We start from the raw sequence: 23,187 nt of genomic DNA, 5'->3' as shown, positions 1-23,187 counted from the left end.
GCGCGGCAGCCGGCAGCGTGGCGGACGCGCACATCAGGCAGGCCATGCCGCCAGGAACTCCTGCCAGTGCGCGCCGGGGGTTCGGCCTAGCGTCGAGCGTACCCGCACGATCTCCTGCTCGTAGACCGCCGGCACCAGCGTGCCGCGCAGATGCTGGAAGCGCAGGTACATCAGGTAGGTGTTGACCGCGTCGGTCTCGCAGTAGGCGCGGATCTCGGGCAGGCGTCCGTCGCGGAACGCCCCCCACACCTGACTGCCGTCCATACCCAGTTTGCCCGGGAACCCGCACAACTTCGCCAGTTCGTCCAGCGGTGCGGACGCGCGCGGCTGGTACATCGCCAGCAGGTCCATCAGGTCGAGGTGCCGCATGTGGTAGCGACTGATGTAGTTGTTCCACTTGAACTCGCGGTCGTCGTCGCCGAGATCCCAGAAGCGCGGTGCAGTGACGCCGTTGACCAGTGCGCGGTAGTTCAGCACCGGCAGGTCGAAGCCGCCGCCGTTCCACGACACCAGTTGCGGCAGGTACTTCTCGACGCCGTCGAAGAAGCGCTGGACCAGTGTCGCTTCGCTGTCTTCCGGCTGTCCGAGCGACCACACCCGGAAGTGATCGCCTTCGCGCAGCGCACAGGAGATGGCCACCACCTTCTGCAGGTGCAGCGGCTGGAAGTCGGTGCCGTGGCTCTGTCGTCGTTTCTGGTGCGCCATGTCGACGATATCCTGGTCGGACAGGGCATCCGACAGCCCGTGCAGCACGCGCAGCCCGGCAATGTCGGGGATGGTTTCGATGTCGAAAGCCAGTATCGGGTTCATGGACTGCGCGCGTTGGGTTGGCCGCGGATTCTAGCCGATGGGCGCGGATGAAGGTCCCGGCGATCGGCTATCATTGCCGGCGATGAAACAGACCTTCCTCGATTTCGAGAAGCCGATCGCCGAGATCGAAGCGCAGATCGAAGCGCTGCTCGTGGCGCACGATCTCGCGCCCGACGGCACCGCCTCCGATCCCGCCGACGAGATCGCCGCATTGCGCCGGCAGAGTGCTGCGGCCACCCGGCAGGTCTACGCGAAGCTGTCTCCGTGGCAGATCTCGCAGGTGTCGCGGCACCCCCAGCGCCCGTACTCGCGCGACTACATCGAGCGACTGTTTACCGATTTCCAGGAACTCCACGGCGATCGTACCTATGCCGACGACGCGGCGATCATCGGCGGGCTGGCCCGCTTCGACGATCAGCCGTGCATGGTGATCGGGCACCAGAAAGGCCGCGACACGAAAGAGAAGATCCTGCGCAACTTCGGCATGCCGCGGCCGGAGGGGTATCGCAAGGCGTTGCGTCTGATGCGCCTGGCGGAGCGCTTCGAACTGCCGGTGTTCACTTTCATCGACACGCCCGGTGCCTACCCGGGCGTGGGTGCCGAGGAACGCGGCCAGTCCGAGGCGATCGGGCGCAACCTGTTCGAGATGGCCAGGCTGAACGTTCCGATCGTGTGCACGGTGATCGGCGAAGGCGGGTCGGGCGGTGCCCTCGCCATCTCGGTGGGTGACGTGCTGCTGATGCTCGAGTACTCGACCTACTCGGTGATCTCGCCCGAGGGTGGCGCATCGATCCTCTGGAAGAGCGCTGACAAGGCACCCGACGCAGCGGCGGTGCTCGGCATCACCGCCTCGCGCCTGAAGTCGCTCGGCCTGGTCGACAAGATCGTGTCCGAACCGGCCGGCGGCGCACATCGCGACCCCGACCAGATGATGGTCACGCTCAAGCGTGCGCTGGCCGATGCGATCAAGAGCATCCGCGCCAGACCCGTCGACCAGTTGCTCGAGCGGCGCTTCGATCGGCTCATGGGCTATGGCAAATTCCGCGAGGTCGAAGTCGGCTGACCCGCTCGCCCGGGTGCACGGGGCGGTTGCCCGCGCGCTTGAGCAGGCCAGCGCACCCGATGGCGCGTCCGGGTTGCCGTCGGTCTGCGTCGGGCTGTCCGGTGGCGTCGACTCGGTGGTGCTGTTGCATGCGTTTGCCGCGCTGGCGCACGCAGGGCGTGTGCGCCTGTCGGCGGTGCACGTGCACCATGGGCTGAGTCCGAATGCAGATCGCTGGGCGTCTTTCTGCCGGGCGCAATGCCGGCGCCTGCAGGTGCCGCTGTCTGTCGCCCGGGTGGTGGTCGACCGGGCGTCCGGCCTCGGCATCGAGGCGGCGGCGCGGCAGCAGCGCCAGCGGGTGTTCGCAGCGCAGCCCGCCGACTGGATCGCCCTCGGCCATCACCGCGACGACCAGGCCGAGACGGTGCTGCTGCAACTGTTGCGCGGCGCAGGGCTGCGCGGATTGTCCGGCATGCCCGAGGGATCGGAGGTCGACCCCGCGGCCGGGAGGCCGCGCATGCTGCGTCCGTTCCTCGACCTGCCGCGCGCAGCGCTGGAGGCCTGTGCCCGGCAGCAGGGGCTGTCGTGGATCGAGGACGAGAGCAACGCCGACACCGCGTTCGATCGCAACTTCATCCGGCACGCTGTGATGCCGCTGCTCGAGCAGCGCTTTGCGTCGGCACGCGCCTCACTCGCACGCAGCGGCCGGCTGCTCGCAGCCTCGGCGCAGCTGGTCGAGGCGATCGCGGCGGAGGACCTGCACGCGGCGCTCGAAGGCAGCCCGGTCCGGCCAGCCGGGGTGTCGCTGGGCGTGGTCGCGGCGATCGGCGAGGGCCGGGCGCGCGAACTGCTGCGCGAGTGGCTGCGCCGCCACGGCGTGCCGATGCCGCCGGAGCGGCGCCTCGCCGAGGCGATCAGGCAGGCCTGCGAAGCCGGGCCGGAGCGCGCGGTCGAGGTCGTGTTCGATGGCGTCACGTTGCGCCGCTACCGCGACCGTCTGTACCTCGATCGTCCGCACCCGGCCGATGCCGCGAGCGGTGCAGTGGCCTGGAACCGCCGGGCCAAGATGGTGCTGCCGGCGCTCGGCGGCATGCTGGTGGCCGAGCCTGCCCTTGGCGCCGGCATCGCGCAGCGGTTGCTGCGTGGCGCGGTGCTGACCATCGACGCGCGCACCCGTTCGGGTGGCCCGGCGCCGCGCATGGCCATCGGTGAACCGCCGATGCGGCGAACGCTGAAGAACCTGTGGCAGGAGTCGTCGGTGCCGCCGTGGCAGCGCGATCGCTGGCCGCTGCTGCGCATCGGCGGCGAACTGGCGTGCGTGCCGGGTGTCGCCGTGGCCGGACCGTTCGAAGCCCGGCCCGGCGAAGCGGGGCGCGTGTTCCGGTGGCTTGTCGACGGATGAGCCTGCAGTACACTGGCGCCACGTCCAGCCACCCCCGCCGGAGCCTGCCATGTCCCGTCGCCGCATCGAAGGTTCGTTCGTCGCGCTGATCACCCCCTTCAACGAGGACGGCTCGATCGACTTCGGCGCGTTCCGCACGCTGCTCGATTTCCAGCAGCGCCATGGCACCCGCGCGATCCTGTTCATGGGGTCGACCGGCGAGGCCTCGATGCTGTCGCCGGAAGAGAAGAAGGCCCTGATCGTCGAGACCGCGAAGATGAAAACCAGTGCGATGGATTTCTTCTATGGCTGCACCGGCAACAACACCGAAGCGACGATCGCCAACCTGCGCTTCGCGCGCGACAACGGCGCCGACGGCGCGATCCTCGCGGCGCCATCCTACATCTGCGCCTCCGAGGCCGACGCCGAGGCGTTCTTCCTCGAGGTGGCCGATGCGACCGACCTGCCGCTGGGCATCTACAACAACCCGCCGCGGGTGAAGACCGACCTGCACTGGGACAACCTGCTGCGTATCTTCAAGCATCCGAACTACGTCGTGCACAAAGAGTCGACGACGCGCGTCGGCCAGGTCGCGCAGGTCATCGCCGGGCGTCCCGACGTGTCGATCATGTGCTGCGATTCGCCCAACCTTGGCCTGGTGCTGCCGACCATGTCGCTCGGCGGCCATGGCACTGCCAACATGACCGGCAACCTCGCACCGGCGGAACTGGCGACGATCTCGGCGCCCTGGAAAAGCTATGCCGAGGCGGAAGCCTTCCGCGAGACCTACCTGCGGCTGCTGCCGCTCTGGCACTACGTCTACTCGTACATCAACCCGGTTGCGCTGAAGTCGCTGATGCACGCCTGCGGGCTTCCTGCCGGCAGCCTGCGCAGGCCGCTGCGCAACCTGGAGGGTGAGCCGCTGGCGAAAGGCGTCGAGATCGTGCGGCGGCTCGGGCTCGACCGGCAGTACGGGTATCGCATGCGGCCGTCGCTGGCGGCGGCTGCGTAGCTGCTCTACCGGATCGAGGCGAGGGGCCACCTGGCGGTTCGCGCAGTGCCGGATCGAGGCAAGGGGCCACCTGGCTCCGCTCGTGTCCCCCGCCCCCGGGCGCTGGCGCGCCCGGGGGCTCCTCCTTTACCTCGCTCCGCCAGGTGGCCCCTCGCCTCGATCAGCGCCGGTGCTGTGGTGAGAGAGGAACCATGCAACCGTTCGGCGGTCGGGATACGCACCTGCCGTCGCACGCGCCCCACTACTCTCAATAAGGCACGGTGGTAGAGCAGACGCGCGGAGGGGGCTGCCGGCGGAGTGAGGTAAAGGAGGAGCCCCCGGGCGCACGCGCGCCCGGGGGCGGGGGACACGAACGGAGCCGGCAGCTCCCTCCGCGCGTCGAGGCACGACCGTCAGATCGGCAGCACCAGCACCTTCCGGAACCGGATCAGCCCGCCCGAGGACTGCAGCGCGATCGGTCCGCGTGCGTACTTCGTGTCGCGGATGTCGACGGTAGTCTGGCCGTTGAAGACGACGACCAGCCGTGGGCCATCGGCGGTGATCTCGAACGTATTCCAGCGCCCGCCGGCCTGCGGATAGGGCGGCGAAACCTTGGCGAAGTCCACGATCGCAGCAGTACCGTAGGTCGGATCCTTGCGCTGGTCCCAGATGTTGACTTCGTACGAATTGGTCGCTGTGATCTTCGCCGGATCCTGGCAGCGGATGAAGATGCCGCTGTTGGTGTCCGCGTTCGCATAGAACTCGGCGCTGATCCGGAAGTTGTCGAACGAGCGCTTCGAGACCAGGAACCCGGGGCCCTGGTCGGCCTCGAGCACGCCGTTGACCACGCGCCAGTTTGCCTTTCCGATCTGATTGAACGCGTCGATGCTGCCGCCGTCGAACAGCGGAATCCAGTTGCCCATGCCGGGCATGCTGCTGCAGCCGGTTGCCGCGAGCGCGAGCAGTGCGCCGGAAGCCTTCAGCGCTGAACGACGATCCATGTGTGTCTCCTCCCTCGGTTCCGGCGGCGCGGCTGCGCATCCGGCAATACCCCCTGCAGGCCTGCGTCAGTAGACGCTGATGCCCATCTTCTTCAGCACGGGTTCGAAGCGGCGGATGTCATCGGCCAGCCGCTTCGTGAAATCCTCCGGTGACATCGTCAACGGTTCGGTACCCTGGGCGAGCATCCGTTCGCGCACCCTCGGGATCGTGACGATGCGCGCGAGTTCCGCGTTCAGGCGGCGCACGACCTCAGGCGGCGTGCCGGCCGGAGCGAACCAGCCGTACCAGCCGCTGAGCACTTCCAGGCCCTTCACGCCATGCGCGGAGAGGGCCTTCAGTTCCGGCATGGCCTGCAGCGGCTGCGGCCCGATCACCGCCAGCGCGCGCACCCGACCGGCCCGGATCTGCTCGACCAGGGTCGCGGAATCGAACATGTAGTCGATGCGTCCGGCCAGCAGGTCCTGCACGGCGGGGGCGAGGCCCTTGTAGGGAATGTGCACAGCCTTGACGTCGATGGCCGCGTTGAACATCTCGGTGGCGACATGGATCAGGCTGCCGCTGCCGGACGAGGCATAGGTGAGCTTGCCGTCATTCCTGCGCGCGAAGGCGATGAACTCTTCTACGGTGGTGGCCTTGATGTGCGGCCCGACAACCAGCACGTAGTTGGTCCGCGATGACGTTCCGATAGGCGCGAAGCCCTTGATGGGATCGACCCAGTTCTCGTCTTTCTTCTGCAGGATCGGGTTCAGCGTCAGCGTGTTCGTGCCCGATACGAGCACCGTGTGTCCGTCGGGCACAGCCCTGGCGACGACTCCCGCCGCGATGCTGCCGGCGGCACCGGCGCGGTTCTCGACCAGCACCGGCGTGCCCAGGCCACGCGACATCTCCTCGCCGACGATACGCGCGACGGCATCGATGGAGCCGCCAGCGGGGACGGTGACCACCAGCGTGATCGGCTTGCTCGGCCAGCCCGCCTGCGCCCGCACGAGCGCGGGAGCGATGAGCAGCACGGCGGCGAGGGCGTGCAGGGCAGCGCGTCCGATGACGCTGCTCATGCTGGCACCGTCCCGACGAAACGCACGTCTTCCGGTTTCGGCGTTCCCACGACCATCATGAACTCGGCATCGGCGAAACCGTCGTTTCGGAACCAGTGCCGGCGTCCGGCCGGGTTGAGCATCACGTCCTTCGGACCGAGTCGCTGCTCGACGCTGCGGCCGTCTTCTTCCCAGCCGACGGTGATCACGCCTTCCAGCACCAGGTACGCGTCCTCTACGTCGCGCACGTAGGACTGTACGCCGCGTCCCTGCGGGAGGTGGATCAGGTCCTTTCGATAGGTGCCCGCCGGGGCGCCGCCGGCGCCAATGTATGCCAGCCGGGCGAATCCTGCATCGTTCCACTCGGGCCGCTGCTGGCTGTAGCGCACGACATGCCGCGCGAACTCCCGATGGCGCGGATCGTCGCTGGAGAAGTCCAGCCTGTGGGTCTGCGCGGGCCCGGCACCGTAGCGGGCGGACAACTCGTTGCCATGAGTCTTCGGATGGAACAGGTAGCGAGGCATCTCCGGGCGTCCCTTGCCAAGCATGATCGACACCAGCACTGGTTCGTAGCCGTCGTTGCGGAAGCCGTGCGGCCGGTCGGCCATGTGCAGCACCATGTCCTTCGGGCCGAGCTTCGCCTCGATGATCTCGTCGTCGTACTGCCAGGTGGCGGTGAGCACGCCCGACAGAACCAGGAAGGCCTCTTCGATCTCGTGCGCATGCAGCACCGCGTACTTGCCGACCGGCTGGTGCACCATGCTCATCGTGAAATGGTCGGCGGGCAGGGTGTTCGGGTCGCCCACCTTGGGCGAGCCGCCGGCACCGATGAAGCGCATCTGTGCCCGGTCGAGTTCAGGGAAGCCGCGGCTGGCAGGGAAAGCGTCCCAGTCGGGAACTTTCTCGGCATGCCGGCCGACGTGGGCGCGCATCGCCGCTTCGAGGTCGGCGATGCTGCTGTCGTGGCGCACGGCGAGGGCTGCTGGCATGGCGATGCTCCGTTCGAGGGGGGGCGGCCGTCACGATAGGCAGCGCGCAGGCACTGCGTCAAGCCTGCCGCGCGACCGGGCCTGCCCAGCGTTCTACCTCGACGAGGATCGACAGCGCGCTGGAACCCTGTGCAAGCTTCGAGGTACCCAGATCAGGGGCCAGCACGTTCGGGTTGCCACGCAGTTCCAGTGGGTCCGGACCTTCATCCTGCGGGTCGTACCAGCCCCCGGTGGCCATGATCGCGGCACCCCGGACGACCCCATCGTCGGGCACCACCGATGCGAGGCAGGCGCCGCGCCCATTGAACACCCGCACCGGGTCGCCGTGCACGAGCCCGCGTGCCTGCGCGTCGGCCGGGTTCATGTGGATCGGTTCCCGACCGCCGATGCGCTTCGCCCGAGCCAGCGGCCCGAAATCGGCCTGGCTGTGCAGCTTGTCCATCGGCTGGTTGGTGACGAGGTGCAGCGGGTGCGTCGAGGCCCCGGCCGCGCCTAGCCATTCGACCGGCGCGAGCCAGGTCGGGTGGGCCGGGCAGTCGTCGTAGCCGAAGCCCTCGATGCGCTCGGAGGTGATCTCGATCCGCCCGGACGGCGTGGACAGCGGATGGGCGGCAGGGTCTTCACGGAACGCCTCGAAAAGGACGAAGTCCTTCGCCGGCGGCGGCACCTCGTACCAGCCGGTGCGCCACCACTCCTCGAACGCTGGCTGCTGCACGCCGATCTTTCCGTTCGCCTCGCGCGTACGCTCGTACATCAGCCGGATCCAGCCGTCGGCATCGCGGCCCTCGGTGAAAGCCGTTTCATGGCCGTTGCGCGCCGCCAGGTCGCGGAAGATGTCGAAGTCGTCGCGCGCCTGATGCTGCGGGTCGATCGCGCGCTGCATGGCGATGATGTAGCGATCGCGCGAGGCACCACCGATGTCGTTGCGCTCGAGCGAGGTGGTCGCCGGCAGCACGATGTCGGCGTGCTTCGCGGTCGGCGTCCAGTGTGTCTCGTGTACCACGATGGTCTCGGGCCGCTGCCAGGCGCGGCGCATGCGGTTGAGGTCCTGGTGGTGGTGGAACGGGTTGCCGCCGGCCCAGTACACAAGCCGGATGTCGGGATACGTCTTGCGCTCGCCGTTGAAGTCGTAGCTGGCGCCCGGGTTCTCGAGCAGGTCGGTGTGGCGTGCGACCGGGATCGAATGCGCACCCGCTGGGTTGCGGCCGAGCGGCAGTTCCGGCGACGCGGCGCGGACGTCGCGCGGCGCGCCCACGCCCTGGATCGAGCCGTGTCCGAACGCGAAGCCGCCGCCGGGCAGCCCGACCTGGCCGAGCATCGAGGCCAGCGTGATCGCCATCCAGTAGGGCTGTTCGCCGCGGTGCGCCCGCTGCAGCGACCAGGTGAGGGTAAGCATTGAACGCACGCCCTCGAGGCGCCGGGCGAGTGCGCGGATGTCCGCGGCCGGCACGCCGCAGATCGCCTCCGCCCACTCCGGCGACTTCGCCAGCCCGTCGCTGCGCCCGGTGAGGTAGGCCTCGAAGCGCTCGTAGCCGGTGCAGCAGCGCGCGAGGAACGCGCGGTCGTGCGTGCCGCGCGCGACGAGTTCGAACGCCATGCCCATCATCAGCGCGGCATCGGTGTTCGGACGGATCGGGATCCAGCGCGCATCGAGGAAGGCGGGCGCATCGCTGCGTGTCGGACTGACCACGACGAACTCGATGCCGGCAGCCTTCGACTTGCGCAGCCAGGTCTCGAGCGTGTGCTCGCCGGAGCCGCCGGAGGCGACCTGCGCATTCTTGAGCCCGAGGCCGCCGAAGGCGACCATCAGCTTCGTATGCCCGACGATCGAGTTCCAGTCGGTGACCCGTCCGGTCACCGGGGCGAAGGTGCCGATCACGTGCGGCAGGAAGAACTGCGCGCAGCCCCAGGAGTAGTTGCCCAGCTGGTCGACCGAGCCGCCACCGGAATAGAGGAAGCGGCGCACCTGCGAGCGGGCATGGTGGAAGCGGCCGGCGGACGACCAGCCATAGCTGCCGCCGAAGATCGATTGAGGGCCGTATTCGCCGCGTACGCGCGCCAGCTCGCCGGCGACCAGACCCAGCGCGGTATCCCAGTCGACCTCGACGTAACGCTCGTGGCCGCTGCGGTTGCGGTCGCGCCCGGACAGCCAGCCCTCGCGCACCGAAGGGCGTCGTACCCGGTGGTCGGAATACACCAGCTCGGGCAAGGCTTCCAGCATCGGCGACGGATGCGCATCGCGGAGGAACGGCTCGGCGCGCACGAAGCGGCCGTCCTCGACCACCGCCGTGTAGGCGCCCCAGTGGGCAAGCTGCTGGAATCGCTGCACGGCCATTCGGTCATCCTCCAGGGCAGGGCCGATGCCGAGTCGGCGTCGTGCCCGTCGGGCGAGGATACAATCTCCTGCCCTTCGCAAGGCGCCTGCGGCTGCTCCCATGTTTCGACACCTGCGTGAAGACATCTCGGTCATCTTCGAGCGCGATCCGGCCGCACGCAACGCATGGGAAGTGCTGACCTGTTATCCGGGACTGCACGCGCTGCTGCTGCACCGCCTCGCGCATCGACTTTGGGGCTGGCGCCTGTGCTGGCCAGCACGCTTCCTCGCCTATCTTTCGCGCGCGGTCACCGGCGTCGAGATCCATCCGGCGGCGATCATCGGGCGCCGGTTCTTCATCGACCATGGCATGGGCGTGGTGATCGGCGAGACCGCCGAGATCGGAGACGACTGCACGCTGTACCACGGCGTGACACTGGGTGGTACCTCGTGGAAGAAGGGCAAGCGGCATCCGACGCTCGGTGACGGCGTGATCGTCGGCGCTGGCGCGAAGATCCTCGGTCCGATCCGGATCGGCCATCGCGCGAAGATCGGTTCGAACGCGGTGGTCGTGCAGGAAGTGCCACCGCTGGCGACGGCGGTCGGCATCCCGGCGCGGGTGATCGCGGCCGACGGTACGAGCCCGGACCAGGGCTTCGCCGCGTATGCATTGACCCGTGACCTCGACGATCCGATCGTGCTTGCCCTGTCGAGCCTGGAGGCGCGGGCGCTGGCGCAGGAGGGGCGACTCGCGGAACTGGCCGAGCGGCTGGCCGCAAGCGGCAAGGACACTCGCACGGCAGCCGATAGCTGACGCTGACGTTCGACCGCGCACCGGGCGGGCTCAGCTCTCCGGCTTGATGCCGTGCTGTCGGATGATGCGGCTGAACGTGTCGATCTCGAGCCGGACCGACGCGGCATACTGTTCCGGCGTATCGGACAGGGGTTCGAAGCCGCCGTCGATCAGCCGCCGGCGCAGGTCGGGGGCGGCCAGCGCCTGTCCGATCGACGCGTTGATGCGTGACACCAGTTCTTTCGGCAGTGCGGCCGGCCCGACGAGGCCATAGCGGCCCTCGACCGGGGCAATGTCGATGCCCGACTCGAGGAGGGTCGGTAGCGCCGGCGCCGCTGCGGCGCGTTTCGCGCCAGCGGCGGCGATGAGGCGCAGGCGGCCGCTGCGCACGAATGCCTCCGCCGCTGGCAGTGCCACCAGCGCAAGGTCGATCTCGCCGGACAGCAGCGCGTTCAGATAGGGTCCTGCGCCCTTGTACGGCACGTGCAGGATGCGCGTGCCGGTGGCGCCGAGCAGCATCTCGGTCGCGATATGCGAGATCGTGCCCGACCCGGCGGTGCCGTAGGACAGGAAGCCCGGCTTGGCCCGGGCGAGCGCCACCAGCCCGGACACTGTCTTTGCGGGCACGCTCGGGTTCACCGCAAGCACATAGGCGGTCAGCGCGGTGCTTCCGATCAGGGCGAGATCCTTCAGCGGGTGGTATCCCGCCTTCGGGTTGAGCAGCGGGCCGATCACGAGGCTCGACTGGTTGCCCGCACCCAGCGTATAGCCGTCCGGCGCCGACCGGGCGACCACTTCCATGCCGAGGGTGGCCCCGGCGCCCGGGCGGTTCTCGACCACCACCGGCTGGCTCCAGAGTTCTGAGAGCTTGTTGCCGACCAGCCTGACCACCACGTCGTTGGCGCCACCCGGTGCGAAGGGGACGATCGCGCGGACCGGCCGCGACGGATAGCCCTGCGGCGACTGCGCATGGCTGGGTGCGGCCGCCCAGACCAGGGCCATGAGGGCTCCGGTCAGCGCAGCCGGCCGGCCGCGCGTGGAGACATGGCAGGTTGCGGGGCTGGGGATGTTCCGTGTTCCGCTCAACGCGCAGGTCCTCTGCAGCAGAAGGCGACCGTCTGGCCTGACCGTCGTGCTGCGAGTATGCAGTCTGGCGCCGCCCCGCGGCAACCGCTCTGCATCAACTCGGCATCAGCGCGATGCCGCCCCATCGCCCGCCATCGCCTGGCGCACGTAGGCGGGCGTGAGGTGGCTTGCGAAGCGTTCGAGGAAGGTGAGCATGAAGCCGCGCAGGTAGGTGCCCCGCCGCAGCGCCACCCGGGTCAGGTTCGCTTCGAACAGGTGGCCGGCCTCGATCGTCCTAAGGCCGCCATCCCGGCGTGCGTCGAAGGCCATCGAGGCGATGATGCCCACGCCCAGTCCCAGTTCGACATAGGTCTTGATCACGTCCGAGTCTAGTGCGGTCAGCGCGATCTCCGGACGCAGTTTCGCCCGTGCAAAGGCCGCGTCGATGTGCGGCCGGCCGGTGAATCCCGGATCGTAGGTGATCAGCGGCCAGGCGCACAGCGCCTCCAGCGTCAGCGACGACGCCGAGAGCAGGGCATGGCCGTCGGGAACCACCACCATATGGCGCCATTCATAGCCGGGCATCACGACCAGTTCCGGGTAGTCGAGCAGCGACTCGGTGGCGATGCCTATGTCGGCCCGGCCGCCCAGCAGTTGCTCGGCGATCTGTGCCGGCCGCGACTGCTGCAGTGCCAGCTTGACGTCCGGATACTCGCGCTTGAACTCGCCGACCACCTTCGGGAGTACGTAGCGCGCCTGCGTGTGCGTCGTGGCGACGATCAGGTGGCCGCCGCGCTGGTTGGAGTGTTCCTCCGCGGCCCGCTTCAGGTTGTCCGCCTCGTGCAGCAGGCGTTCGATGATCTCGAGCACGGTCTCGCCGGGCGCGGTCAGGCCGAGCAGCCGCTTGCCGTAGCGCTGGAAGATCTCGACGCCGATCTCCTGCTCCAGTTCGCGGATCTGGCGGCTGACCCCCGGCTGGGAGGTGAACAGGGCGGCGGCGGTGGCCGTCAGGTTGAAGTCATGGCGTACGGCTTCGCGAACGGTGCGCAGTTGCTGGAAGTTCATCGAGTCGTCCCATATACGATCGGAGAGATAACGATAACGGATTATATTCGTTCTCCTCATGTTCCAGGGCGGCGAGAATCACAACCTTCCGTCCGACATGGGGCGGCCTCGCGGCCGGTCCGACCGCGCATGTACCAGTACGACACGATCGACCGCAGCATCGTCCGGCAGCGAGCCCTGCAGTTCCGGCGCCAGACCGAGCGTTTCCTCGCGGGCACGCTGAGCGAGGATGAGTTCCGGCCGCTCCGACTGCAGAACGGCCTGTACGTGCAGCGCCATGCGCCGATGCTCCGCGTCGCCATCCCGTACGGCATGCTCAAGGCTGGCCAGTTGCGCACCCTCGCGCGCATCGCCCGCGAGTACGACCGCGGCTACGGGCACTTCAGCACGCGCCAGAACATCCAGTTCAACTGGCCTGCGCTCGAGCGGGTGCCCGACATCCTCGACGAGCTGGCGGACGTCGACATGCACGCGATCCAGACCAGCGGCAACTGCATCCGCAACACGACGGTCGACCATTTCGCCGGGGTCGCACCCGACGAGGTGCTCAATCCGCTGGTGTATGCCGAGATCATCCGGCAATGGTCGACGCTGCACCCGGAGTTCGCTTTCCTGCCGCGCAAGTTCAAGATCGCACTGTCGGGTTCGCCGGAAGACCGGGCGGCCGTGATGGTGCACGACATCGGGTTGAAGGCGCTGTTCGATTACGACGGCAAGCCCGGCTTCACGGTGGTGGTCGGCGGCGGCCTCGGGCGTACACCGATCGTCGGCCATGTGATCCGCGAGTTCCTGCCGGCGGCCGACCTGCTGACCTACCTCGATGCGATCCTGCGCGTGTACAACCTGCACGGCCGACGCGACAACAAGTACAAGGCACGCATCAAGATCCTCGTGAAGGAACTGGGCGTGGCCGAATTCCAGCGGCAGGTCGAGCACGAGTGGTCGTTCCTCGAGGGCGGGCCGGGCACGCTCCCCGCAGCCGAGATCGCGCGCGTCGAGGCCCGCTTCACGCGGCCCGCTTACCGGGCGTTGCCACAGGTATCCACCGTGCACGAGCGGCAACTGCGCGAAGACACCGCCTTCGCACGCTGGGTCGCGCGCAACGTGCATCCGCACCGCGTCAGCGGCTATGCCGCGGTGACCATCTCGCTGAAGAAGACCGGGGTGCCGCCGGGCGACATCACGGCCGCCCAGATGGACGGCATCGCCGACCTGGCCGAGCGCTACACCTTCGGCGAGCTTCGGGTGACCCATGAACAGAACCTGGTGTTCGCCGACGTCGAACGCGAGTCGCTGCACGCGCTGTGGACCAGGTTGGGGGCGCTCGGCCTGGCGACCGCGAACCGCGGGCTGATCACCAACATCATCGCCTGCCCGGGCGGCGACTTCTGCTCGCTCGCGAATGCGGTGTCGATCCCGGTCGCCTCAGCGATCCAGGAGCGTTTCGATGACCTCGACTACCTGCACGACGTCGGCGACCTCGACCTGAACATCTCCGGGTGCATGAATTCCTGCGGACATCACCATGTCGGCCATATCGGCATCCTCGGCGTCGACAAGAACGGGCAGGAGTGGTACCAGGTCTCGATCGGCGGCAGCCAGGGGCCGACAGCCTCGCTCGGCAAGGTGATCGGGCCATCCTTTGCCCGGGCCGACGTGCCCGATGTGATCGAGCGGCTGATCGAGGTCTACCTGCGCGAACGCGACTCGGATGCCGAGCGCTTCATCGATACCGTGCAGCGGCTGGGTATCGAAGCCTTCAAGCGGAATGTCTATGCACTCGCTGATCAGTAGGCAGGCAGTCGTCACGGTCGATCCGTGGTGTGTGCTGGTGGGCGGCGTCGGCGATGTTCCCGCCGGCATCGACCTGCTGGTGCCGCTTCAGGTCTGGCTCGATGCCCGGTTCATCCTGCTCGAGCGGCAGGGCCGGGTCGGCGTACGGCTGGAGCCGGGCGACGATCCCGCCCTCATTGCCGGGGACGTCGACTGCCTGTCGTTGGTGGCGGTGAACTTCCCGTCGTTCACCGACGGGCGCGGATTCTCGATCGCCCGCCTGCTGCGTGAGCGGCATGGCTGGCGCGGCGAACTGCGTGCGATCGGTCCGCTGACCCGCGACGTGCTGTTCTACCTCGCACGCTGCGGTTTCGACAGCTTCGAACTGCGCGAGGGGGAAGACCTTGCGGCGGCACTGTCCGAGTTCGCGGCATTCGATGAGGTCTACCAGGGCGCGGGCGATCGGGCCGCACCGTTCGACCGCACGGCATCGGCAGGCGCTGCAGGGGCCTCGGCATGACCGGCAAGGTCTGGCTGGTCGGTGCCGGTCCGGGTGCTCCAGACCTGCTGACCCTGCGTGCGTTCCGGCTGCTGCTGCAGGCAGACATCCTGTTCCACGATGCGCTCGTCAATCCGGCGATCATCGACATCGCCGCGGGCGCGGAGCGTGTGGCCGTCGGCAAGCGTTGTGGCAGGCATTCCACCGCGCAGCGCTTCATCAACAGGCGGCTGGTCGATGCGGCAGCAACCCACCGCAACATCGTGCGGCTGAAGGGTGGCGACCCGATGCTGTTCGGCCGCGCGCAGGAGGAGATCGATGCGCTGCTCGCGGCGGGCGTCGAGATCGAGGTGGTGCCCGGCGTGACCTCGGCTTTGGCGGCGAGCGCCGATACGCTGCGCTCGCTGACCGCGCGCGGGGTGTCGCGCAGCGTCACCTTCGTCACTCCGCGCGTGGGCGAAGGCGAGGACCGCTCGAACTGGCTGCATGCGGCGGCGGCGGCCGACACGGCGGTGATCTACATGGCGTCGCATGAATCGGCGGCGATCGGCACCGCGCTGATCGGCGCCGGGCGCGACCCGGCGACGCCGGCGGTCCTGGTCGAACAGGCATCTCTGCCGACACGGCAGGTGCTCCCGGCCACGCTTGCCACGCTCGGTGCAGCAGCGTCCCGCCTGAGCGGCGGGCCGGCGCTGATCGTCGTCGGCGAGAACTTCCGGGCCGTCGCCGCCCGGATGTCTGTCGATGCGGCACCCGTGCAGCTGGCCGAACCGGCGTCGGGCGCGTCGTCCCGGCGCCAGGCCTGATCGTTCCAGAGATGGCCGGCGTCGTCGAACTCGAGCGGGCGGTCGGCGATACGCCGCTGGTGCAGCTGTTGCGTATGCCCGCTGCCGGCGGCGGCGTGGTGTTCGGCAAGCTCGAGGGCAACAACCCTGCGGGGTCGGTCAAGGACCGGCCCGCGCTGTGGATGATCCGTGGTGCCGAAGCGCGCGGCCGGATCCGTCCCGGGGATACGCTGATCGAGGGTACCAGCGGCAACACCGGGATCGCCCTCGCCATGGTCGCCGCGATGCGCGGCTACCGGATGGTCCTGATCATGCCGGAGAACGCCAGCATCGAGCGCCGGCAGACGATGCGCGCCTATGGCGCCGAGATCATCCTCACGCCACAGGCCGGCGGGATGGAGGCAACGCGCGACCTCGCGCTGCAGATGCAGGCACAGGGCCGCGGCATCGTACTCGACCAGTTCAGCAATCCGGACAATCCGCTCGCGCACTACGAGTCGACCGGGCCGGAGATCTGGCGCGATACCGCGGGCCAGGTCACGCACTTCGTGAGCAGCATGGGTACGACCGGCACCATCATGGGCGTGTCGCGGTATCTGAAGGAATGCAATCCGGCCATCGAGATCGTGGGCGTACAGCCGGCGGAGGGCGCCCAGATACCTGGCATCCGGAAATGGCCCGAGGCGTACATGCCCTCGATCTTCGAACGCAGCCGCATCGATCGCATCGAGACTGTCAGCCAGCACGCAGCAGAGGAGACGACGCGCCGGATGGCTGCGCAGGAGGGCATCTTCGCCGGCATCTCCGCCGGGGGTGCGATGACCGTTGCCCTGGCCACTGCTGCGGCCGTTCCGCGCTCGGTCGTGGTGACCATCGTCTGCGATCGCGGCGACCGCTACCTGTCCACCGGAGTCTTTCCCGCCTGATCCGCGGCGCACGGCGGGCGCACGCGCCGGTTCGCATGCGATGATTCACGCGTCGATCGTCACCGGAGCCGCACGATGGATCTTGGCATCGCAGGACGCAGGGCACTGCTTTTCGGCGCCAGCCGCGGAATGGGGCGTGCCTGCGCGATGCAGCTCGCGCGCGAGGGTGTCGACGTCACGCTGGTGGCCCGCACGCCGGGCCCGCTGGCCGAGGCCGCTGCTGCCATCCGCAGCGAGTGTCCGGCGGTGCAGGTGACCGCCGTGGCCGCTGACCTGGCCCGGCCGGAAGGCCGCGCAGCGGCGCTCGAAGCCTGTCCTGAGCCGGATATCCTGTTGAACAATGCCGATGGTCCGCTGCCCGGCGATTTCCGGCACTGGAGCCGGGACGACTGGATCGCCGCGATGGACGCGATGATGCTCGGGCCGATCGAGATGATGCGCCTGACCGTCGACGGCATGATGGCGCGCCGCTTCGGCCGCATCCTGAACATCGTGTCGCGCAGCGTGAAGATTCCCCAGCAGGAGCTCGGGTTGTCGAATGGTGCGCGCTCCGGGCTGGTCGGCTTCACCTCCGGCCTTGCCCGGCAGACCGTGCAGTACAACGTGACGATCAACAACCTGCTGCCCGGCCTGTTCGCGACCGACGCACAGCGGCGGCACGTGGCGGGCCTGGTCGGGCCGGACGGCCCCGGGTTCGATGCGCTGTGGCAGGCGCGCGAAGCGGGAGTGCCAGCGCGCCGCTTCGGTGATCCCGCGGAGTTCGGCGCCTACGCCGCCTTCCTCTGCTCCGCGCATGCGGGCTACATCACTGCGCAGAACCTGCTGATCGACGGCGGAAGCTATCCCGCCACATATTGACCTGCAGGGTCCCGCTGGTGCAACGTACGAGATGCACCAGTCTTTTCCATCAGTCGAGACTGAACCATGGAGTTGCCGCATGCGTGACCGCACCGTAGCCTTCGATCCAGCGCAATCCTCCTCTGGCCACGCGCGCCGGCCGCGCGGCCGTCTGCCGGCAATGCGCGCAGCTGCCTTGCTGGCCCTGGCGGCGACAGTCGCCGGCCTGCTGCCCGCTGGCAGCGCATCGGCGCAGGCGTATCCTTCGCGCACCGTCCGCATCGTCGTGCCGTTCGCACCGGGTGGCGCAGTCGATTTCGTCGGCCGCCTGCTGGCGGAACGGCTGACGGCGACGCTCGGTCAGCCGTTCATCGTCGAGAACCGGCCCGGCGGTTTCGGTACCATCGGCAGCGATCTGGTCGCGAAAGCCGCACCCGACGGGCAGGTACTCCTGGTCCAGGCCTCGGTCCATGTGATCAATGCCGCGCTGCTGCCCAAGCTTCCCTACGACACGTGGACGGACTTCACGCACATTACCCGGGTGTCGGAAGGGCCGACCGTGCTGATCGTGAACAACGCGATCCCGGCGAAGGATGCGCGCGAGTTCGCCGCGCTGATCCTGAAGCGTCCCGGGCTGATCAACACCGGCACCGAGAGCATCGGATCGGCCGGGCACCTCGCGATGGAGCTGTTCCGCAACGCCAGCGGTAGCCGGTTCGAGATCATCAACTACAAGGGCGCCGGGCCGGCGCTGGTCGACATCCAGGGCGGCCATATCGCCGGCATGTTCGGCACGATGATAGCCACCCGTCCGCAGATCCTCGCCGGCAAGGTGCGCGCACTCGGCGTGACCGCGGCGAAACGCTCGGCGGTGCTGCCGGGCGTGCCCACGATGATCGAGCAGGGCTTCCCCGGCTTCGAAATGTACTCGTGGCACGGCGTATACGGGCCAGCCAACCTGCCGAAGGAAGTGGTGGCCACGCTCACCGGCGCGTTGTCGAAGATCATGCAGGGGCCGGAAGCGCGCGAGCGTCTGTCGACCCAGGGCTTCGAGCCGATCGTGTCGACCTCGCAGCAGTTCCTGGAGTTCCAGAAGAAGGAGTTCGTTCTCTACGAGCGGCTGATCCGCGAAGGCAAGATCCGTATCGAGCAGTAGTGCGATGGGTGGCTTGCAGGGCGCCGACCGCTCGACTGCGCGCGAGGGATCACGGGCGCGCCGGCATCACTACTGCGCCGAGCCCGAGTTTCTTCACGATCTCCATCGAACGGTCGGCTTCGGCGCGGTCCCGGAACGGGCCGATCAGCACGCGGGTTTCGGTGAACGTGGAGACGCCGCCTTCGGTCAGCTTGCGTTGCAGCGCCTCGGCATTCTGCGGCGACGTGAATACACCGAGCTGGACGACATAGGTGCGGGATGCATCCGTCTTTGCCGCCGGTGAGGCAGCGCCGGGCTGGGGGGGGGATGGGGCTTGGCGGAGCGCGGCAGCGGGCGCCGCGGCGGTGCCCGGCGCCGCAGCCGCGGCAGGTGGCGGCACCGTCGTGCTGGCAACCTTCGAAACGGAGGTTTCCGGTCGTGTCGGCGCGAACCGGGGCGCAGGGCCCGCTTTCGATGTCGGTGGTTCGGTGTTGATCACCTCTGGCGGCGGCGGTGGCGGCGGCGCGTTCGATACTTCCGCAGCGGCTGTTGCGGAAGGCGCCGGCGCTGTCGTCTCTGAGGCAGGCGCTGCGTCCGGCGCGGGCTCGATCAACCGTTTCGTTACCGGCAACGTGGCAGTTGGGGACGGTTTGGCTGCCGGCGTGATCATCCGGGGAGACTTCAATTGTTCGTAGGCCAGAAGCGCGCCGAAGGCTGCGGTCAGCATCAGTACGGCGATCACGAGCCGGCGCAGCGCCCGGCGCCGGATCTCGGCCGCTTCGTCGGATGCAGCCAGAGCACTGGGCGGGGCGGACGCCATGGGTCGTCTCCTTGAACGGCAGGACAGCAGCGGGGGTGGACAGCGAAAGTCGCCAGCGGTCGGCCAAGGTCCGCCCGCCAGTGCACTCTTTCGGCGGCCACGCCCGAGCCTCTATCCCGATCGTAGCACCGATGGGGGTCGGAGCCGTAGCCGGCAGGCACGTTTCGCGTCCTGACTCGGACAGCAAAAAAGGTAAGAAAAACGGACTCTTAGGGTTTATTCTGCAGAACGTTTCTGGTAGCCTTCGGGCGGTCCGGTCGGTAACGTTGTCAGCGCGTCCCGCATCGCAGGGTCGAAGCGGCGCTTGTCGGCACCACGTCCGATCGTCGCTTCGGTCCAGCCGCGGCCTGGCTGCGCGCAGACCCCGCAGCAAGGTCGTGTAGTCCTGCTTCCAGATGCCGCGGGCCAGATGTTTGTCTGCGACAAACGATCAATGAAATCCAGGAGATTCAAATGGCTGTAGAACGCACTCTCTCCATCATCAAGCCTGATGCAGTTGCGAAGAACGTGATCGGCGAGATCTATTCCCGCTTCGAGAAGGCAGGGCTGCGCGTGATTGCCGCGCGCATGACCCAATTGTCCGATGCCCAGGCCGGTGCGTTCTACGACGTCCATCGCGCACGCCCGTTCTTCGGCGACCTGGTGAAGTTCATGACGTCCGGTCCGGTGATGGTGCAGGTGCTTCAGGGCGAAGGCGCGATTGCGAAGAACCGTGAGCTGATGGGCGCGACCGATCCGAAGAAGGCCGACAAAGGCACCATCCGGGCCGACTTCGCCGACAGCATCGACGCCAACGCGGTACACGGCTCCGATAGCGCCGAAAACGCTGCGATCGAAGTGGCGTTCTTCTTCCCCGGCCTGGAGATTCATCCCCGCTGATGAAGGTCAACCTGCTCGATTTCGATCTGCAGGGACTGGTCGCGCACAGCGCGACGATGGGCGAGCGCGCGTTTCGTGCCGAGCAACTGATGCGCTGGATTCACCAGGCCGGCGAGAGCGATTTCGGCAGGATGACCGATCTCGCGAAGTCGTTCCGCGCGAAACTCGCCGACACCGCCGAGATCGCACCGCTGCCTATCCTCTCCGACAGCACGGCCAGTGACGGCACGCGCAAGTGGCTGTTGGCTTCGGGCAGCGGCAACGCGATCGAAACCGTATTCATTCCCGAGGTGAACCGTGGCACGCTGTGCGTCTCCAGCCAGGTCGGCTGCGCGCTCGAGTGCGCTTTCTGCTCGACCGGTGCGCAGGGCTTCAACCGCAACCTGAGCGTGGCCGAGATCATCGGTCAGCTGTGGATGGCCAACCGCGAACTGGGCGCGATCGAGCGCCGCGCAGCTGCGGCCGAGGCCAAGGAGAACCCGGAACGCATCATCAGCAATGTCGTGATGATGGGTATGGGCGAGCCGCTGACGAATTTCCGCAACGTGGTGACCGCGCTGCGCATCATGCTCGATGATCGCGCGTACGGACTTTCGCGCCGCAGGGTCACGCTTTCCACCTCCGGCGTGGTGCCGGAGATCGACCGCCTGGCGCGCGAATGCCCGGTTGCGCTCGCCGTGTCGCTTCATGCTCCCAACGATGCCTTGCGCGACCGGCTGGTACCGATCAACAAACGCTTTCCGATCCGCGAGCTGCTGGCCGCGTGCGTGCGCTACCTCGACTATGCGCCGCGCGACTTCATCATGTTCGAGTACGTGATGCTCGAGGGCGTCAACGATTCGGTCGAACAGGCGCGCGAACTGGTGCGTACCGTCTCGTCGGTGCCCTGCAAGATCAATCTCATACCGTTCAATCCGTTCCCGCAATCCGGCTTCCGCCGCTCGCCGCCCGATGCGGTTCGGCGCTTTGCGGAGGTGCTGCATGCCGCCGGCCTGATTGCGACCACTCGCAAGACCCGTGGCGACGACATCGATGCGGCCTGCGGGCAACTCGCCGGGCAGGTCCAGGACCGGACGCGGCGCGTGATTCGCCGACAGGGAGCGGTCCATTGAGCGCGCGCAGTCTGCCAGTGCGGCGCTCCGGCGATGGGTTCGTGCGGCTGGCTGCCATGCTGTCGTTGTGCGCCTGCGGCCTCCTGCTCGGAGGCTGCACCTCATCGATACTCGGCGGGCCTGCTGCGTCTGCTGCTTCGACGGCAGCCAGCAAGAACGTCGGTACAGGCCCCCAGCCGCAGACGCCGGAGCAGAAGCCCGATCCGAAGGAAGCCGCCCGGCTGCGCGTTGAACTCGCGTCTTTGTACTTTTCCCGGGGTTCCGTCGGACCGGCACTCGACGAGGCGAACTCCGCGGCGAAACTCGACCCTGAGAATGCGCAGGCCCACAACCTGCTCGGCCTGATCAACATGTCGCTCAAGGAAGACGGGCAGGCCATCGTGAATTTCGAGCGTGCCCTGCGCCTGGCCGGCTCCGACCCCGATATCAACAACAACTACGGCTGGTTCCTGTGCGAGCGGGGCCGGCATGCCGAGTCGATCAGGTTCTTCATGGTGGCAGTGCGCAGCCCGCTGTACACCAACGTCGACCGGTCGCTGGTCAACGCCGGCGTGTGTTCCCGCCGGCGCGGAGACAATGCCGAAGCCAGGCGTTTCTTCGAGCAGGCGCTGGGTGTGCGAAGCAACCAGCCGGTTGCATTGTTCAACCTGGCCGAACTTTCGTTCGCCAGCGGAAGCCTGCCGGAGGCGCGCGTGTTCCTGAACCGCTACATGCAGGCTGCGGCACCTACCGCCGAGGTGTTGTGGCTCGGTGTGCGTCTCGAGCGGGCGCTCAATGACCGGCAGGCCGAGGCACTGTACGCGCAACAGTTGCGGCGCCTCTTCCCGGGCGCGCCGGAGACGCAGTTGCTGACCCAGCAAGGTGGGCGATGAACATGGATACGAGCGAAGACCCGAAGCTCCACGACCTGCACGCCGCCGGCAGCGCCGAGCGTGAAGATGCCCTCTCGCGCGACGGCGCGGCGGCGGTCACCGCCACCCAGCCCGACACGCCGGCGGCGGATGCACCGGCCATGTGTTCGGCCGGGGTGATGCTTGCGCAGGCACGCGAGCGCTGCAGGCTGTCGGTCGGAGATGTGGCGAACTACCTCAAGCTGTCGATGCGCCAGGTCGAGGCGCTCGAGGCCGATGCGTTCGACCGCCTTCCTTCGCCGATGTTCATCCGAGGCTTTGTCCGCAGCTATGCTAGGCTGGTGAAGGTCGATCCGGCACAGGTGCTGCTGGCGCTCGACCAGCACCTGCCGGTTCAGCCCGCCGTCGTGCTTCCGCAGGCGGGCACGCGCGAAGGTGCCATGCGGCAGCCGCCGCCGACCACTATCCCGTTGCGGACTGGCGATCAGCCATCGCGCCGCCTGCATTCGCTAGCCGCGCTGGTCGCTGCAGTGGTGGTCGGCTTCCTCGCGTTCGAATGGTTGGGGCCTTCCCGGTTCCTGGACATACCGGTGCAGGCCGTGCGCGACGCCGCCTCGCCGCCGGTCGTGCAGTCCGGGGTGGCGGTGCCTGTGCAGCCAGCCGTGGCGACCGAAGTTGCCCCGGGCGACGCAGGGGGCGATCCTGCTGCTGCATCGCCCGTACCGTCGATCCCTGCGGCACCCGGTGCGGGTTCGTCCGGCGCGCTGCCGGCCCCCGTCGGTGCGTCTTCGTCGCTACCTTCCGACATCGGCACTACCTTCAGCCCGGGGCCGCGTACGGTGCGCCTTTCGTTCGACAGGGAGTCGTGGGTCGAGATAAAGGACGCACGCGGACGGCTGATACTCTCTCAACTCAATCCGCCGGGCTCGTCGCAGGTGGTGCAGGGCGAGCCGCCGTTGTCTCTGGTGGTCGGCAACGCGCGCAGCGTCCGCCTCGCATATGGCGACCGCGAAGTCGACCTTGGCCCGTACACCCGCGTCGACGTCGCCCGGTTCACGCTCGACTGAATTCGTCGGCCGCCGCG

At 68.1% G+C, this 23,187-nt stretch carries 22 protein-coding genes; 14 read left to right on the top strand and 8 right to left on the bottom strand.

Annotated features, from left to right (window positions below; all coding sequences use genetic code 11):
- Positions 1-33: 33 nt before the first annotated feature.
- Complete coding sequence (locus ING98_02150; GenBank protein MCA3100652.1) at positions 34-810, bottom strand: 3'-5' exonuclease; 777 nt, start codon at positions 808-810, stop codon at positions 34-36.
- A gap of 82 nt (positions 811-892) precedes the next feature.
- Here ING98_02150 and ING98_02145 point away from each other — a divergent pair, with 82 nt between their 5' ends.
- From ING98_02145 to ING98_02135, 3 genes are read left to right on the top strand one after another with little or no spacing between them, the layout of a single operon-like run.
- On the top strand, positions 893-1,873 hold the full coding sequence (locus ING98_02145) for an acetyl-CoA carboxylase carboxyltransferase subunit alpha (protein ID MCA3100651.1): 981 nt from the start codon (positions 893-895) through the stop codon (positions 1,871-1,873).
- Positions 1,842-3,254: a tRNA lysidine(34) synthetase TilS gene (tilS, locus tag ING98_02140; GenBank protein ID MCA3100650.1), complete on the top strand. Its 1,413-nt coding sequence runs from the start codon at positions 1,842-1,844 to the stop codon at positions 3,252-3,254. Before ING98_02145 ends, tilS begins: the two co-directional genes overlap by 32 nt.
- A 49-nt stretch (positions 3,255-3,303) precedes the next feature.
- On the top strand, positions 3,304-4,245 hold the full coding sequence (locus ING98_02135; protein MCA3100649.1) for a 4-hydroxy-tetrahydrodipicolinate synthase: 942 nt from the start codon (positions 3,304-3,306) through the stop codon (positions 4,243-4,245).
- 392 nt (positions 4,246-4,637) lie between these two features.
- Here the strand turns inward: ING98_02135 and ING98_02130 are convergent, their stop codons facing one another.
- The 4 genes from ING98_02130 to ING98_02115 form a co-directional block, all read right to left on the bottom strand.
- Positions 4,638-5,225, bottom strand: coding sequence for a DUF1080 domain-containing protein (locus ING98_02130; GenBank protein MCA3100648.1), 588 nt, complete (start codon positions 5,223-5,225; stop codon positions 4,638-4,640).
- Positions 5,226-5,291: 66 nt separating this feature from the next.
- The gene (locus ING98_02125) at positions 5,292-6,281 is read right to left on the bottom strand and encodes a tripartite tricarboxylate transporter substrate binding protein (protein ID MCA3100647.1); all 990 of its coding nucleotides are present in this window, start codon (positions 6,279-6,281) and stop codon (positions 5,292-5,294) included.
- Positions 6,278-7,249 carry a cupin domain-containing protein gene (locus tag ING98_02120; GenBank protein MCA3100646.1) on the bottom strand — a complete coding sequence of 324 codons (972 nt, stop codon included), beginning with the start codon at positions 7,247-7,249 and terminating at the stop codon, positions 6,278-6,280. Before ING98_02120 ends, ING98_02125 begins: the two co-directional genes overlap by 4 nt.
- Positions 7,250-7,307: 58 nt before the next feature.
- Positions 7,308-9,584 carry a molybdopterin-dependent oxidoreductase gene (locus ING98_02115; protein MCA3100645.1) on the bottom strand — a complete coding sequence of 759 codons (2,277 nt, stop codon included), beginning with the start codon at positions 9,582-9,584 and terminating at the stop codon, positions 7,308-7,310.
- Positions 9,585-9,684: 100 nt separating this feature from the next.
- Here ING98_02115 and cysE point away from each other — a divergent pair, with 100 nt between their 5' ends.
- Positions 9,685-10,377, top strand: a complete 693-nt coding sequence (gene cysE / locus ING98_02110) for a serine O-acetyltransferase (protein ID MCA3100644.1) — start codon at positions 9,685-9,687, stop codon at positions 10,375-10,377.
- A gap of 30 nt (positions 10,378-10,407) precedes the next feature.
- Here cysE and ING98_02105 read toward each other — a convergent pair whose 3' ends face one another.
- Entirely contained in the window at positions 10,408-11,358 is a 951-nt protein-coding gene (locus ING98_02105; protein ID MCA3100643.1) for a tripartite tricarboxylate transporter substrate binding protein, read from the bottom strand.
- Positions 11,359-11,547: 189 nt separating this feature from the next.
- Positions 11,548-12,486 carry a CysB family HTH-type transcriptional regulator gene (locus ING98_02100; GenBank protein MCA3100642.1) on the bottom strand — a complete coding sequence of 313 codons (939 nt, stop codon included), beginning with the start codon at positions 12,484-12,486 and terminating at the stop codon, positions 11,548-11,550.
- A 129-nt stretch (positions 12,487-12,615) separates the two neighbouring features.
- Here ING98_02100 and ING98_02095 point away from each other — a divergent pair, with 129 nt between their 5' ends.
- The 6 genes from ING98_02095 to ING98_02070 all read left to right on the top strand — a co-directional run bounded on the left by ING98_02095 (position 12,616) and on the right by ING98_02070 (position 18,462).
- A complete protein-coding gene (locus ING98_02095) occupies positions 12,616-14,280 on the top strand; it encodes a nitrite/sulfite reductase (protein ID MCA3100641.1) in 1,665 nt (554 codons plus the stop codon).
- The gene (locus ING98_02090; protein ID MCA3100640.1) at positions 14,261-14,779 is read left to right on the top strand and encodes a DUF934 domain-containing protein; all 519 of its coding nucleotides are present in this window, start codon (positions 14,261-14,263) and stop codon (positions 14,777-14,779) included. The genes ING98_02095 and ING98_02090 overlap by 20 nt, the downstream gene beginning before the upstream one ends.
- Entirely contained in the window at positions 14,776-15,564 is a 789-nt protein-coding gene (gene cobA / locus ING98_02085; GenBank protein MCA3100639.1) for a uroporphyrinogen-III C-methyltransferase, read from the top strand. Before ING98_02090 ends, cobA begins: the two co-directional genes overlap by 4 nt.
- 11 nt (positions 15,565-15,575) lie before the next feature.
- Positions 15,576-16,469: a cysteine synthase CysM gene (cysM, locus tag ING98_02080; GenBank protein MCA3100638.1), complete on the top strand. Its 894-nt coding sequence runs from the start codon at positions 15,576-15,578 to the stop codon at positions 16,467-16,469.
- Between the two features lie 75 nt (positions 16,470-16,544).
- Positions 16,545-17,327 (top strand): SDR family oxidoreductase, encoded by a 783-nt coding sequence (locus ING98_02075; GenBank protein MCA3100637.1) that lies wholly within the window; start codon positions 16,545-16,547, stop codon positions 17,325-17,327.
- A 79-nt stretch (positions 17,328-17,406) separates the two neighbouring features.
- Positions 17,407-18,462 carry a tripartite tricarboxylate transporter substrate binding protein gene (locus tag ING98_02070; protein MCA3100636.1) on the top strand — a complete coding sequence of 352 codons (1,056 nt, stop codon included), beginning with the start codon at positions 17,407-17,409 and terminating at the stop codon, positions 18,460-18,462.
- 49 nt (positions 18,463-18,511) lie between these two features.
- Here the strand turns inward: ING98_02070 and ING98_02065 are convergent, their stop codons facing one another.
- Positions 18,512-19,261, bottom strand: a complete 750-nt coding sequence (locus tag ING98_02065; protein MCA3100635.1) for an SPOR domain-containing protein — start codon at positions 19,259-19,261, stop codon at positions 18,512-18,514.
- A gap of 453 nt (positions 19,262-19,714) precedes the next feature.
- On the opposite strand from ING98_02065, the gene ndk reads away from it, so the two are divergent.
- Genes ndk through ING98_02045 form a run of 4 tightly spaced genes read left to right on the top strand, consistent with a single transcriptional unit; the run spans position 19,715 to position 23,170 of the window.
- Positions 19,715-20,140, top strand: a complete 426-nt coding sequence (ndk, locus tag ING98_02060; protein MCA3100634.1) for a nucleoside-diphosphate kinase — start codon at positions 19,715-19,717, stop codon at positions 20,138-20,140.
- Positions 20,140-21,252: a 23S rRNA (adenine(2503)-C(2))-methyltransferase RlmN gene (rlmN, locus tag ING98_02055; protein ID MCA3100633.1), complete on the top strand. Its 1,113-nt coding sequence runs from the start codon at positions 20,140-20,142 to the stop codon at positions 21,250-21,252. The genes ndk and rlmN overlap by 1 nt, the downstream gene beginning before the upstream one ends.
- Positions 21,249-22,124: a type IV pilus biogenesis/stability protein PilW gene (gene pilW, locus ING98_02050; GenBank protein MCA3100632.1), complete on the top strand. Its 876-nt coding sequence runs from the start codon at positions 21,249-21,251 to the stop codon at positions 22,122-22,124. Before rlmN ends, pilW begins: the two co-directional genes overlap by 4 nt.
- A 2-nt stretch (positions 22,125-22,126) precedes the next feature.
- Positions 22,127-23,170, top strand: coding sequence for a helix-turn-helix domain-containing protein (locus ING98_02045; protein MCA3100631.1), 1,044 nt, complete (start codon positions 22,127-22,129; stop codon positions 23,168-23,170).
- Positions 23,171-23,187: the final 17 nt, after the last annotated feature.

It is taken from the genome of Rhodocyclaceae bacterium (genome assembly GCA_020248265.1).
Classification (GTDB): domain Bacteria; phylum Pseudomonadota; class Gammaproteobacteria; order Burkholderiales; family CAIKXV01; genus CAIKXV01.
This window is presented reverse-complemented; position numbering and strand designations above follow the sequence as displayed.